This is a genomic window from Streptomyces peucetius (assembly GCF_025854275.1).
GTDB lineage: Bacteria > Actinomycetota > Actinomycetes > Streptomycetales > Streptomycetaceae > Streptomyces > Streptomyces peucetius_A.
In genome coordinates, this window is the sequence record NZ_CP107567.1 from 5,622,842 (window position 1) to 5,635,460 (window position 12,619).

General features: G+C 73.2%; 15 protein-coding genes. 10 read left to right on the forward strand and 5 right to left on the reverse strand.

Annotation, left to right across the window (positions count from 1 at the left end):
• Window positions 1-14: 14 nt before the first annotated feature.
• Together OGH68_RS25870 and OGH68_RS25875 are read left to right on the forward strand one after the other, a co-directional pair.
• Window positions 15-689, forward strand: a complete 675-nt coding sequence (locus tag OGH68_RS25870; RefSeq protein WP_264247371.1) for a trimeric intracellular cation channel family protein — start codon at window positions 15-17, stop codon at window positions 687-689.
• A 25-nt stretch (window positions 690-714) separates the two neighbouring features.
• A complete protein-coding gene (locus OGH68_RS25875) occupies window positions 715-1,563 on the forward strand; it encodes a thioesterase family protein (RefSeq protein ID WP_264247372.1) in 849 nt (282 codons plus the stop codon).
• Between the two features lie 303 nt (window positions 1,564-1,866).
• Here the strand turns inward: OGH68_RS25875 and OGH68_RS25880 are convergent, their stop codons facing one another.
• On the reverse strand, window positions 1,867-2,439 hold the full coding sequence (locus OGH68_RS25880; protein WP_264247373.1) for a TIGR03086 family metal-binding protein: 573 nt from the start codon (window positions 2,437-2,439) through the stop codon (window positions 1,867-1,869).
• Between the two features lie 86 nt (window positions 2,440-2,525).
• Between OGH68_RS25880 and OGH68_RS25885 the strand changes: the two genes are divergently transcribed.
• Window positions 2,526-3,569 carry a helix-turn-helix transcriptional regulator gene (locus OGH68_RS25885; RefSeq protein WP_264247374.1) on the forward strand — a complete coding sequence of 348 codons (1,044 nt, stop codon included), beginning with the start codon at window positions 2,526-2,528 and terminating at the stop codon, window positions 3,567-3,569.
• Here OGH68_RS25885 and OGH68_RS25890 read toward each other — a convergent pair.
• Window positions 3,538-4,152 carry a TetR family transcriptional regulator gene (locus OGH68_RS25890; RefSeq protein ID WP_264247375.1) on the reverse strand — a complete coding sequence of 205 codons (615 nt, stop codon included), beginning with the start codon at window positions 4,150-4,152 and terminating at the stop codon, window positions 3,538-3,540. The two genes, OGH68_RS25885 and OGH68_RS25890, sit on opposite strands and share 32 nt — an antisense overlap.
• 100 nt (window positions 4,153-4,252) lie before the next feature.
• Between OGH68_RS25890 and OGH68_RS25895 the strand changes: the two genes are divergently transcribed.
• The 3 genes from OGH68_RS25895 to OGH68_RS25905 all read left to right on the forward strand — a co-directional run bounded on the left by OGH68_RS25895 (window position 4,253) and on the right by OGH68_RS25905 (window position 6,088).
• Window positions 4,253-4,414, forward strand: coding sequence for a hypothetical protein (locus OGH68_RS25895; protein WP_264250466.1), 162 nt, complete (start codon window positions 4,253-4,255; stop codon window positions 4,412-4,414).
• A 62-nt stretch (window positions 4,415-4,476) separates the two neighbouring features.
• Window positions 4,477-4,812 (forward strand): hypothetical protein, encoded by a 336-nt coding sequence (locus tag OGH68_RS25900; protein WP_264247376.1) that lies wholly within the window; start codon window positions 4,477-4,479, stop codon window positions 4,810-4,812.
• A gap of 112 nt (window positions 4,813-4,924) precedes the next feature.
• On the forward strand, window positions 4,925-6,088 hold the full coding sequence (locus OGH68_RS25905) for a cysteine desulfurase family protein (RefSeq protein WP_264247377.1): 1,164 nt from the start codon (window positions 4,925-4,927) through the stop codon (window positions 6,086-6,088).
• Here the strand turns inward: OGH68_RS25905 and OGH68_RS25910 are convergent.
• Window positions 6,085-6,786, reverse strand: coding sequence for an N-acetylmuramoyl-L-alanine amidase (locus tag OGH68_RS25910; RefSeq protein WP_264247378.1), 702 nt, complete (start codon window positions 6,784-6,786; stop codon window positions 6,085-6,087). The genes OGH68_RS25905 and OGH68_RS25910 overlap by 4 nt on opposite strands.
• 61 nt (window positions 6,787-6,847) lie before the next feature.
• On the opposite strand from OGH68_RS25910, the gene mnmA reads away from it, so the two are divergent.
• A complete protein-coding gene (mnmA, locus tag OGH68_RS25915; protein WP_264247379.1) occupies window positions 6,848-7,975 on the forward strand; it encodes a tRNA 2-thiouridine(34) synthase MnmA in 1,128 nt (375 codons plus the stop codon).
• A 45-nt stretch (window positions 7,976-8,020) separates the two neighbouring features.
• Here the strand turns inward: mnmA and OGH68_RS25920 are convergent, their stop codons facing one another.
• Together OGH68_RS25920 and OGH68_RS25925 are read right to left on the reverse strand one after the other, a co-directional pair.
• The gene (locus OGH68_RS25920) at window positions 8,021-8,845 is read right to left on the reverse strand and encodes an alpha/beta fold hydrolase (RefSeq protein WP_264247380.1); all 825 of its coding nucleotides are present in this window, start codon (window positions 8,843-8,845) and stop codon (window positions 8,021-8,023) included.
• A gap of 113 nt (window positions 8,846-8,958) precedes the next feature.
• A complete protein-coding gene (locus tag OGH68_RS25925; RefSeq protein ID WP_264247381.1) occupies window positions 8,959-9,756 on the reverse strand; it encodes an alpha/beta fold hydrolase in 798 nt (265 codons plus the stop codon).
• A gap of 102 nt (window positions 9,757-9,858) precedes the next feature.
• On the opposite strand from OGH68_RS25925, the gene OGH68_RS25930 reads away from it, so the two are divergent.
• The 3 genes from OGH68_RS25930 to OGH68_RS25940 all read left to right on the forward strand — a co-directional run bounded on the left by OGH68_RS25930 (window position 9,859) and on the right by OGH68_RS25940 (window position 12,596).
• The gene (locus tag OGH68_RS25930; protein ID WP_264247382.1) at window positions 9,859-10,398 is read left to right on the forward strand and encodes a TIGR00730 family Rossman fold protein; all 540 of its coding nucleotides are present in this window, start codon (window positions 9,859-9,861) and stop codon (window positions 10,396-10,398) included.
• Between the two features lie 16 nt (window positions 10,399-10,414).
• Window positions 10,415-11,104, forward strand: coding sequence for an SDR family oxidoreductase (locus OGH68_RS25935; protein WP_264247383.1), 690 nt, complete (start codon window positions 10,415-10,417; stop codon window positions 11,102-11,104).
• Window positions 11,105-11,582: 478 nt separating this feature from the next.
• Window positions 11,583-12,596 (forward strand): methionine synthase, encoded by a 1,014-nt coding sequence (locus tag OGH68_RS25940; protein ID WP_264247384.1) that lies wholly within the window; start codon window positions 11,583-11,585, stop codon window positions 12,594-12,596.
• Window positions 12,597-12,619 lie beyond the last annotated feature (23 nt).

The window sequence follows — 12,619 nt, forward strand, 5'->3', positions numbered from 1 at the left end:
TGTAGAACTGTCCGGTGCTCCAAGAACTGTTCACGCCCTCCGTCCAGCACGCGCTCGAGCTCGTCGGGATCTTCGTCTTCGCGATCTCGGGGGCGCTGCTCGCCGTGCGGAAGAACTTCGACGTCTTCGGCATGGCGGTCCTCGCCGAGGTCACGGCGCTCGGCGGCGGTCTGCTGCGTGACCTGATCATCGGGGCCGTACCGCCCGCCGCCTTCACCGACCTCGGCTACTTCGTCACCCCGCTGGTGGCCACCGGACTGGTGTTCTTCCTGCATCCGCACGTCGAGCGGATCCAGGTCGCCGTCAACGTCTTCGACGCGGCCGGCCTCGGCCTGTTCTGCGTGTCGGGCGCCACCAAGGCGTACGAGTACGGCCTCGGGCTCACCGCGTCGGCGACCCTGGGTCTCGCCACAGCCGTCGGCGGCGGCGTACTGCGCGACGTGCTCGCCAACGAGGTGCCGTCGCTGCTGCGCTGGGACCGCGATCTGTACGCGGTGCCCGCGATGGTGGGCGCGACGATGGTCGTGCTGTGCATCCGGTTCGACGTCCTGAACCCCTTCACGAGCGGACTCGCCGCCGTGACCGCGTTCCTGCTGCGGCTGCTGGCCATGCGCTACCACTGGCGCGCGCCGCGAGCGTGGAACCGGCGCTCCGAGGCGAGTGAGGACGAGCACAAAGCTACCGCTTAGTAGTTGCTTGTTGTACGGTACCGCCATGGCAGAAGCAGTGATTCGGGCGACCGTCGGCAACAGCGAGTTCGACCGCGACACGGCGGTCACCCTGCGAGAGCCGGGCGTCTACGACGCGGAGCTCTCGGCGGGCTGGACGATCATCCACGCCGTCAACGGCGGCTATCTGCTGGCACTCCTGGGCCGGGCGCTCGGCGACGCGCTGCCGCACCCCGACCCGTTCTCGGTGTCGGCGCACTACCTCACGGCCTCCCAGTCGGGCCCCGCGGTGATCCGCACGGAGACGATACGCACCGGGCGCACCCTCTCCACCGGGCAGGCGTCCCTCTTCCAGTACGCGGAGGACGGGACCGAGGTCGAGCGCATCCGTGTGCTCGCGACGTACGGCGACCTGGACAGCCTCCCGGACGACGTCCGCACCACCGCCAAGCCGCCGGCGATCCCGCCGATCGAGCACTGCCTCGGTCCGGCCGACGGGCCGGCGCCGATCCCGGGCAGCTCGGCGATCACCGAGCGGCTGGACATCAAGCTGGACCCGGCGACGGTCGGCTGGGCGGTCGGCGCACCGTCGGGCAAGGGCGAGATGCGCGGGTGGTTCGGGCTGGCCGACGGGCGTGACGCCGACCCGCTGTCGCTGCTGCTGACGGTGGACGCGCTGCCGCCGACCTCGTTCGAACTGGGCCTCACCGGCTGGACCCCGACCGTCGAACTGACCACCCACATCCGCTGCCGCCCGGCACCGGGACCGCTGCGCGTCTCGATCACGACGCGGAACCTGGCGGGCGGCTTCCTGGAGGAGGACGCGGACGTCTGGGACTCCGCGGACCGCCTCGTCGCCCAGTCCCGTCAGCTGGCCAAAACCCCCAGGGGCTGACACGCCCCGCCCCCGGGGCGCGGGGTCGGCCGACGTCTCCGGGGGCGGCCAGTGCTCACCGGCCCCGGCGCCGCAGGCGCGCAGCGCTCACCGGGTCTGACGCCTCGGGGCCGCGCTCTCGCCGTGCGACACCCGGGGGCTGCGCCGCTCTCGCCGGGTGAGACCCCGGGCCGCGCCGTGCTCGCCGCCGCGCGGGCCCGTCCGCAGGGGCGGCGGGTCCGTCGGCGAGGGGCACCCGCCATGCGCGGAGAGTCCCGCGGCCGCCCCACGTCATGGCGCACCAGGGGCCGGGCGCTCACACCTTCACACCTCGCGGCCGAGCCACGACGCCAGCCGGTCGTAGGCATCGGCGTCCGCCGGGGCCTCGCGCACGGCGGCGAACGGCACCTGCTCGCCGCGGCGGTCCGCGGGCAGTGCCTGCCGGGCCAGCGGCAGGACGGCGAGGGCCAGTTCCTCGTCGAGCGGCATCCGGTGTCCGAGCGCCCGGGACAGGTCCCAGGTGTGGGCCAGGGTCTCGATGACATATCCCCCGACCACCGCCGCGCCCGGTACGCGGCCCCACGGCACCGTGTACTCGCCGGCGAGTTTCGCGTCGTCCGCCCAGGCCGCGGCGGCCTGCCGCAGCACCTCCTCGAAGGCGGCGCTCCAGCCGTCGTCCGCCACGCCGTCCGTCCGGATCGGCACGGCCATGCCGTCGCCGCCCTCTCCGACCACCGCGAAGCGGCGGGTGACGCCCACGAGATGAGAGATCAGCTGCCGTACGTCGTACTCCTCGCACGGTGTGGAGAGAGCGAGATCCCCGGGGCCGACGGTCCGCAGCAGTTCCGTGAACTGGGCGGCGGTGCGGGCGTACAGGGGGCGAGGGTCGTTCGTCATGTCCGGTTCCTTCGGTCCGTGCTGCGGTGACGGACAGCACGATGCCCGGATAACCTGACACCTTCCGTCATGTTTCCGGAGGGCCCGTGAAGTCCGACCGGCTGCTGTCGATCCTGCTGCTCCTGCAGACCCGCGGCCTCGTCCCGGCCTCCGAGCTCGCCGAGCGGCTCGAGGTCTCCGTGCGCACCGTCTACCGGGACGTCGAGGCGCTGTCGTCCGCCGGTGTCCCGGTGTACGCCGAGCGCGGCCGGAACGGCGGCATCGCTCTGCTGCCCGGCTACCGCACCGACGTCACCGGGCTGACGGCCGACGAGTCCCGGGCGCTGTTCGTCCTCGCCGCGCAGGGGGCCCACCGCGCCCTCGGGCTCGACGAGGCGCTGAGTTCCGCGCTGCGCAAGGTGATGGCGGCGCTCCCCGAACCGCACCGGCCCGCCGCCGAGTTGACGAGCCGCCGCATTCTCGTCGACCCGGACCGCTGGATGGTGGCCCCCGGGGCGGCGGCCGAGCTGGACACGCTCAGCTCGGCCGTCTTCGCCGACCGCCGCCTGGTGCTGCGCTACCGGCACAGCGGCACGACCCGGCTCCGCAGGTACACCGTCGACCCGTACGGCCTCGTCGTGAAGGCGGGGGTCTGGTACCTGGTGGCCGACCACCGGGCCGCGCCGCGGCTGTACCGCGTCGATCGGGTGGGCTCCGCGCGCGTGACCGAGGAGCCGGTGCGACGCCGGCCGGGGTGCGAACTGGCCGACGTGTGGGAGGTGCTGCGCCGCCAGGTCGAGGAACGACCGGCCGGGACGCGGGTCACCGTGCTGGTGCAGGAGGAGCGCCTGGACCTGTTCCTGCGCATCCAGGCCGCGCAGGTGGCGGGCGCGCCCATGGCGTGCGGCGACGGCTGGTCGCGGGTACCGCTGGTGCTGCCGGCTCCCGGAGCGGTGCGGAGCCTGCTCGCGTTCGGCGAGAGCGTCGAGGTGCTGGAACCGGCAGAGGCGCGCGAGACCCTCGCTGCTGCGGCCGCCGCCGTCGTGGACCTGTACCGCGGCAGCCGCGCCGGCGCCGCACCGCCGCGTGCGGCCCGCGCCTCCGGCCGCCGTCCGGCGGTCAGTCCAGCCAGTGACGGCGGCCCAGACTGATCAGCCGCAGCTGACGACGCGTCGTGTCGGCCACCCGTCCCTCGCCCTCGGGGCCCGCCTCCAGAAAGGCGTATCCCGCCGCCATCATGTGGTCGACGTACACGGCGGCCAGCATCCGCAGATCCTCCTCCGTCCAGCCGGCCGACTCCGGCTCGTCCGCGCAGAACTGCGCCACCTCGTCGGTGAACCGCCGCAGCTGCTCGGCAATCGCCGCGCGGACCGGGGCCACACCGCCGTGCCGCTCGCGGGCGACGAAGCGGACATGGAGCGGAGAGGTGCGGACCAGGCCGGCGATCAACGCGACCGCGTGCTCGATGCGCTGCTCGTCGTCGTCCGCGTGGAGCGCCTCGCCGATCGGTACGTGCAGACTGCCGAGCGTCTCGTCCACCAGCGCCACTCCGAGATCGGCCATGTCCCGGAAGTGCCGGTAGAACGCCGTCGGGGCGACGCCCACGGCCCGGGTGACCTCACGCAGTCCCAGGCTGCTCAGGCTCTGCTCCTCCAACAGCCGCAGTGCCGCGTCGAGCAGGGCCTGGCGGGTCCTCTGCTTCTGGGCCCGCCGGACGCCCACCGTGTGACTCATGGCATCGAGTAAACAACCGTTCTCCGAAGAAGGGAAGAGTAGACTCGCCAGTCAGTGAACACTCGTACCGACAACTGTTCACCGAGAAGTCGCCGAAAGGATGACGATGTTCGCCCTCGTAGCAGCACTCCTTCTGATGGGAATCATGCTGGGCGCCGTGGTCCACCTCCCCGCGTCCGTCTCGCTGGTGGCCGCCTCCGTCATCGGCTGCTGGCTGCTCGTCTTCGCCGTGCGCGAGCGCGGCCGTGCCCGCCGCGACTGAACCGCCCGCACATCCTCGTACGCCCGCACAGTCCTCGTACCGCCACCGGAAGGAGAGACGTCATGCGCATCGCCGAACTCGTACGTCCGCAGCCCCGCGGCGACGACCGGACCGCCGCCACGGCCGGCACCGTGACCGCGAAGGGCCCCGCCGCGGAACGCCGCGAGGACGCCGACGGGATGGCCGTCGCCGCGTTCGTGCTCGGCCTCGTCGGACTGCTCGTGATGAACATCGCACTCGGCCCGGCCGCCGTCGTGCTCGCGGCCCTCGCCCTGCGGCGCGGCACCGCGCGCCGTGGCCGCGCCCTGCTGGGCCTGACCCTCGGAGTCGCCGACCTCGTGGTGCTCGCCGTGCTCGTGACCCTCGACGGAACAGTCGTCTGGAGCCTCGGCGGCTGACAACCCGTGCGCCGGCCGGGGGTCCGAGCCGCTCCCGGCGCGCACCCGCGGTGGCCGTGCACCCCTGCGCCGCGTCCGTGCCCCCGCCGGGCCTCGTAGAATCGGGGCCACCATGGCTTACCTCGACCACGCCGCGACCACTCCGATGCTGCCGGAGGCGATCGAGGCGATGACCGCCCAGCTCGCCGTCACCGGCAACGCCTCCTCGCTCCACGCTGCCGGGCGCCGGGCCCGCCGTACCGTCGAGGAGGCCCGCGAGACCCTCGCGGAAGCCCTCGGCGCCAGGCCCAGCGAGGTCGTCTTCACCTCGGGCGGCACGGAGGCCGACAACCTCGCCGTCAAGGGCCTGTACTGGGCCCGCCGCGGCGCCGACCCTGCCCGGACCCGAGTCCTGGCCTCCCCGGTCGAGCACCACGCCGTGCTCGACGCGGTGGACTGGCTCGGCGAGCACGAGGGCGCGACCATCGAGTACCTGCCCGTCGACTCCTACGGCAGGGTCCAGCCAGAGGCGCTGCGCGCGGCCCTCGAACGGAACCCGGACGACGTGGCCTTCGCCACCGTCATGTGGGCGAACAACGAGATCGGCACGGTCATGCCGGTCCGTGAACTCGCCGACGTCGCGGCCGAGTTCGGCGTCCCGCTGCACGCCGACGCGGTTCAGGCCTTCGGGCAGCTCGACGTCGGCTTCGCCGCGTCCGGGCTCGCCGCGATGACCGTGTCCGGCCACAAGATCGGCGGCCCGTACGGCATCGGCGCCCTGCTGCTGGGCCGCGAGTACAGCCCGGTTCCGGTTCTGCACGGCGGCGGCCAGGAACGCCACGTACGCTCCGGCACCCTGGACGCCCCCGCCATAGCGGCCTTCGCGGTGGCCGGCCGGCTGGCCGCCGAGCACCGCGAGGACTTCGCCCGTGACATCGGCCGCCTGCGCGACGACCTTGTGCGCGCCGTGCGCGCCGCCGTCCCCGACGCGATCCTCCACGGTGACCCCACGGACCGACTGCCCGCCAACGCCCACTTCACCTTCCCCGGCTGCGAGGGCGACTCCCTGCTCCTGCTGCTCGACGCCCAGGGCATCGAATGCTCCACCGGCTCCGCCTGCACCGCCGGCGTCGCCCAGCCCAGCCATGTCCTCCTCGCCACCGGCACCGCCCCCGACCTCGCCCGCGGCACCCTCCGCTTCAGCCTCGGCCACACCTCGACGAAGGCCGACGTGGAAGCGGTCGCCCAGGCCATCGGCCCTGCGGTGGAACGGGCCCGCACGGCGGGCCTGAGCTAGTTCCTCGCGGCTGCCTCCGCCGCCTCTGCCGCCTTCCGCGCGGCGGGCATCGCCGCCGCGACCAGCTTCATGTACTTCGGCCAGTCCCAGTGCGGGCCCGGGTCGGTGTGGTCCGTTCCCGGGACCTCGACGTGACCGATGATGTGTTCGCGGTCGACCGGTATGCCGTAGCGGACGCAGATACCGGCCGTCAGTTTCGCCGACGACCGGTACATCGCGTCCGTGAAGTCCTGTGGACGGTCCACGAAGCCCTCGTGCTCGATGCCGATGCTGCGCTCGTTGTACGAGCGGTTCCCCGCGTGGAAGGCGACGTCCAGCTCGCGGATCATCTGCGCCACATGGCCGTCCTTGCGCACCACGTAATGCGTCGCGGCGCCGTGGCCCGGGTCCTTGAAGACCCTCAGGGCCGAGGGATAGCTGCCCTGGACGACATGGATGACCACCATGTCGATGCCGAAGTCGTCGGGGCGGTCGGCGAGCCGCCAGTTCGCCCGCGACGCGGCCGTCCACTCCGCGCCCGCGTGGTCCAGCTCTCCCTCCTTGCGCGGTTTGGCCATGCCCGGCAGCCGCCACCAGGCCTGCCGCAGCTCGTCCTGTACCAGCAGGCCACCGCCCACGAGCACCGCGCCGGTGCCGATCAGCACGGTCCGCCGGCTCACGCCGCGGCCGCCTCTGCCGTGCTTCTTCTCGCTCCCCATGCCGGTGACAACGCAAACGCGCGAGCGTTCGGTTCCCCGGGGCCCGTACCCTGGTACCGCTATGACTGAGACCTCCCAGCGCCCCCTCCGTGTTCTCGCCGCCATGTCGGGCGGAGTCGACTCCGCCGTCGCCGCCGCCCGTGCCGCCGAGGCGGGTCACGACGTCACCGGCGTGCACCTGGCACTCTCCGCGAACCCGCAGTCGTTCCGGACCGGAGCGCGCGGCTGCTGCACCATCGAGGACTCGCGCGACGCCCGCCGCGCAGCGGACGTCATCGGCATCCCCTTCTACGTGTGGGACCTGGCCGAACGCTTCCGCGAGGACGTGGTCGAGGACTTCGTCGCCGAGTACGAGGCGGGCCGCACGCCCAATCCGTGCCTGCGCTGCAACGAGAAGATCAAGTTCGCGGCGCTGCTGGACAAGGCGCTCGCGCTCGGCTTCGACGCCGTGTGCACCGGCCACTACGCCACCGTCGTGGTGAACGACGACGGCACCCGTGAACTGCATCGGGCCAGCGACATGGCCAAGGACCAGTCGTACGTCCTCGGCGTGCTCGACGACAAGCAGCTCGCGCACGCGATGTTCCCGCTCGGCGACACGCTGACCACCAAGGACGAGATCCGGGCCGAGGCCGAGCGGCGCGGGCTGGCGGTCGCCAAGAAGCCCGACAGCCACGACATCTGCTTCATCGCCGACGGCGACACCCAGGGCTTCCTCGCGAAGCGGCTGGGCCGGGCCGAGGGCGACATCGTCGACGAGTCCGGCGCCAGGCTCGGCAGCCACGACGGTGCGTACGGCTTCACCATCGGCCAGCGCAAGGGCCTGCGCATCGGCCACCCGGCCCCCGACGGCAAGCCGCGCTACGTCCTCGACATCTCCCCGGTGAACAACACCGTGACCGTCGGCCCGGCGGAGGCGCTGGACGTCACCGCCCTGACCGCGATCAAGCCCCGCTGGTGCGGCGCCGCCCCGACGGGCACCGGCACGTACACGGCGCAGCTCCGCGCCCACGGGGGCGAGACCGAGGTCACGGCGGAACTGGTCGACGGCTCCGAGCTGCGGGTCGCCTTCGCCGAGCCGGTGCGGGGCGTGGCCCCGGGCCAGGCGATCGTGCTCTACGACGGCACCCGCGTGGTCGGCTCGGCGACGATCGCGACGACGACCCGCCGGTCCACCGCGGTCGCGTAGGCGCCGCCGGTTCCGTACGGGGCGATCGGCACCGGGCGTCCGGTCTCAGGCGTCGCTGTCGTCCGAAGCCACGTGCGTGCCGAGGAACTTCAGCAGCGCCTCGTTGAACCGCTCGGGCTGCTCCACGCCGGGGAGATGCCCGGCGTCGTCGATCACCGCGAGCACGGCACGGGGCATCAGACCGAGCATGGCCTCCGCGTCGGCAACCGGGGTGTAGACGTCGTCCGCGCCGACCACGATCAGCGTCGGGGTCCTCACCCCGGCGAGCGTCTCACGGTAGTCCGGGCGCTCGGCGCGGCCGCGCAGCGCGGCCGCCGCGCCCTCCGGGGCGGTGGTGCGCATCATCGTCAGCACGAGCTCGGCGACATCGGGCATCGCGGCGACGTTGTACGGGGCGAGCATCTTGTCGATCACCTCGTCCGCGTACCCGTCCATCCCCTCGGCGAGCAGCCGGTCGGCCAGGCCGCTGCGGAACGCCTTGCCCTCCTCCGTCTCCGCGACCGGAGAGGTGTCGCTCAGCACGAGCGCCCGCACGCGAGGTGCGTACGCCTGCTGGAACGCCATCGCGATCTGCCCGCCCATCGACACGCCGCCGATCACGGCACGCCGCAGGCCGAGATGGTCGAGGACGCCCGCGATGTCGTCGGCGAAGTCGGAGAGCAGGGTCTTCCCCGGCACCACCGCGCTCTCCCCGTAGCCCCGCAGGTCAGGGGTGACCACCCGGTAGCCCGCGGCGCCGAGCGCCTCGGCCTGGGGCGCCCAGAGGGTGCGGTTGAAGGGGTGTCCGTGGACGAGGACCACGGGCGGACCGTCGGCCGGGCCCTGGTCGCTGTAGTGGATCGCGGCACCGTTGACGGTCACTGGGCTCATGTCCGGAACCCTACAAGGGTCATCAGCGGCATGATCGGCAATCACCCTGGCACGGAGTGGAGTTGGGGCACCTGGCGGCCCTTCGCCGCCCTCGCGGCGGCCCTTGCGCCCGCTCAGGACGTGAAGAACTGCAGCAGCGCCGGCGCCAGGACGTGGGGGGCCACTTCGTGGGTCTGGCCCGTCAGGGTGCGATGGCGGCCGTGGGGGAGGGCGCGGGAGACGGCGACGGCGGCGTCCCGCATGCCCGCCGGGCTCGCGCCGCCGTCGGCGACCAGCACCGGAACGGAGACCGTGCCGAGGAGACCGGTCGGCACCAGGCCGTCGCCCATCACCTCGTGGTCGTACGCCAAGGTGTGCGCGAGCGCTTCCATGTCGGCCCACACGGGCAGCAGCCGGAGCCCGGACAGTGCCTGCGGGGGCATGCCGACCGCGCCGAGGAACTCGGCCAGCGCGTCGCCCCGCCGGCCCCGCGCCAGCAGGGCCGTCGTCCGGCCGGTGTACTCCGTGTTCCGGTCCCGTGCCGCCGGGTCCGTCTCGAACGGGGGCTCGTAGAGCGAGAGCCGGGTGATCGGCACCCCGGCGGCCGCCGCGCGCAGAGCGAGCGCCGCGCCGGAGGACATGCCGTGGACGGCGGCGCTGCCGCCCGCCGCGGCGATGACGGCGGCCAGGTCCTCGACCTCGCGCTCCACCGCGTACGGCACACGGTCGCCGCTCGCGCCGCGGCCCCTGCGGTCGTACGTGAACACGGTGAAGTGCGGCGCCAGCAGCTCGGCCAGCGGGGCTTCCGACGCGGACGTGCACAGCGCGCCGCTCACCATGACCAACGGGGCGCCGTCGCCCCGCTGTTCGTACGCGACGAGGGTGCCGTCCGCGGATCCGGCCTTCTTCACAGCCGTGCTCGTGGTGTCCATAGGAGGAGTGACCGGGCCGGTCGTCGGAACTCATCGCTCACCGCGGAGAAAGCCGGAGAAGAATTTCGGGGGATGTCGGTGGGCGCCCGTACGGTGGGTTCCATGAACATCTGTGTCTTCCTCTCGGCCGCCGACCTCGACGAGCGCTACACCCGCCCCGCACGTGAATTCGCCGAGCTGATCGGCAAGGGCGGGCACACGCTGGTGTGGGGCGGCTCCGAAAGCGGCCTCATGAAGGTCGTGGCGGACGGCGTGCAGGAGTCCGGCGGCCGGCTGGTCGGGGTGTCCGTGGAGTTCCTGCAGGCCAAGGCGCGGAGGAACGCGGACGAGATGGTGGTCGCCAAGGATCTCGCCGAGCGCAAGGCGCTGCTGCTCGCCAAGTCGGAAGCCGTTGTGATCATGGTCGGTGGCACGGGGACGCTCGACGAGGCGACCGAGATCCTGGAGCTGAAGAAGCACGGCCACCACACCAAGCCGGTCGTCCTGCTCAACGCCGCCGGGTTCTACGACGGTCTCAAGCAGCAGTTCAAGCGGATGGAGGACGAGGGGTTCCTGCCGCTGCCGCTCACCGAGCTGGTCTTCTTCGCCGAGGACGGCGCGGGTGCGATGGCCTACCTCGAGGAGATGGCCGGCGTGCAGTAGTGCGAGCATGTCGGGCATGACCACGCATCTCATCACCGGCGCAGGATCAGGCATCGGCGCGGCCGTCGCGCGCCGTCTGCACGAGCGGGGCGACGATCTCGTCCTCGTGGCGCGCGACGCGGGCCGGGCCAAGGAGTTCGAGGCGCGGTACCCGGGAGCCGGCACCCTCGTCGCCGACCTGGCGGACCCCGACCGGATCTCCTGGGCCCTCGGGCACCAGTCCATGCCCGAGAGCGTCGACACGCTGCTGCACATCGCGGGCGTCGTCGACCTCGGGCCGGTCGCGGAACTGCGCCCCAGGACCTGGCGGCAGCAGCTCGACGTGAACCTGATCGCCCCGGCCGAGCTGACCCGGCTGTTCCTGCCGCAACTGCGCGCCGCCCAGGGCCACGTGGTCTTCGTCAACTCGGGCGCCGGGCTCAACGCGCACGCCGAGTGGGGTGCGTACGCGGCCTCCAAGCACGGCCTCAAGGCGCTCGCCGACTCGTTGCGGCACGAGGAGCACGCGAACGGGGTGCGCGTGACGTCCGTCTACCCGGGTCGCACCGCCGGCCCGATGCAGGCCAAGGTGCACTCGCAGGAGGGCAAGGAGTACGACGCCTCCCGCTGGATCGACCCCGGGTCGGTCGCCACGGCGATCATCACCGCGCTCGACCTGCCGCGCGACGCCGAGATCAACGACCTGACGGTGCGCCCGGGCCGCTGACCCCACCAGGGCGCGCGAAGCGCGCCGTGCCCCGCCCGCATCCGGTCCCGGTCGGCCCTGGCCTCCTGCCGGCTCCGCCGGCCATGGGCTTCGGCGGACCGCTCGTCGGCCTTGGGCCCGGTCGACCCCGCGGGCCCCGGCCTCCGGCCGACTCGGCTGGCTTCCGGCTGGCCTTCGGCCCCGGACTTGGCCTTCGGCCCCGGACTTGGTTTCCGGCTCGGGCCCGGTCTTCGGCCCGGCCGGGGCCGCGCCCCTTCCGGGTGCCGGCCGTGTCGGCTCCAGCTGTCAGGCCGGCCCAGGCCCCGGCCCCGGGCTTGGCCTCAGGCCGGCCTCGGCCTTCCAGCCTGGTCGGCGCCGCCCTGCGGCTCGGCCACGGCCCCGGCCCCGCGGGCCCCGGCCCCGTGCCGGGCCCGTGCCGCGTGCGGGCTGGGCGTTGTCCGGTCACGCCGGGGCCGTCCGGCCCGCGTACGCTTCCCGGGTGAGCGAGAAGAACGAGTTTCCCTGGGGCCCCGCCACCGGTGTGGGGTCCATGCCCGGCGGCGACGCGCGCGAGGCGGCGAGGACGGTCACCGGGACGTTCGAGGAGTTTGTGCACCTGGCCGAGCTGCCGGCCCGCGGACCCGGCGCCGACATGATCGGCCGGACCATCGGGCTGCTCGTCGAGATGTACGCCCATGTGGAGCCGAGCGGCTGGCGGATCAGCGACCGGCCCGGCCGCGACACCCGCCGGGCCCGGTCCTGGCTGGGCGAGGACCTCGACGCACTCGAGGAGTTCACCCAGGGCTACGAAGGCCCGCTGAAGGTGCAGGCGGTCGGCCCGTGGACGCTCGCCGCCGCGCTGGAACGCCGGAGCGGCGAGGTGGCCCTCGGCGACCCCGGCGCCTGCCGTGACCTCGCGGCCTCGCTCGCCGAAGGGCTGCGCGAGCATCTCGCCGACGTGCGCCGCCGGGTGCCGGGTGCTCACGTCGTGCTCCAGCTGGACGAGCCGTCCCTGACCGCCGTGCTGCGCGGGCGGATCAGGACCGCCAGCGGCTACCGCACTCACCGCGCCGTGGACCGCCAGGTCGTCGAGAGCGCGCTGCGGGACGTCATGGCGGTGGCGGACGGGCCGGCCGTCGTGCACTCCTGCGCGCCCGACGTGCCGTTCGCGCTGCTGCGCCGTGCCGGTGCGCAGGGCATCTCGTTCGACTTCGGGCTGCTCACCGAACGTGACGAGGAGTCGATCGGGGAGGCGGTGGAGGCCGGGACCAAGCTCTTCGCGGGCGTCGTCCCCTCCACCGACGCCGCGTCGGCCGGATTGTCAGTGGGCGCCGATATCGTCAAGGGTGTACGGACACTGTGGCGCAGGCTGGGGCTGGATCCGGGGACTCTCGCGGAGTCACTGGTGATCACCCCGACATGCGGGCTCGCGGGCGCCTCGCCCGCGTACGCCCGCGCGGCCCTCGCCCACTGCGTCCGTGCCGCGACATCACTCGCGGACAACCCTGAGTAACGGGTGCACGGACAACGGGAGGA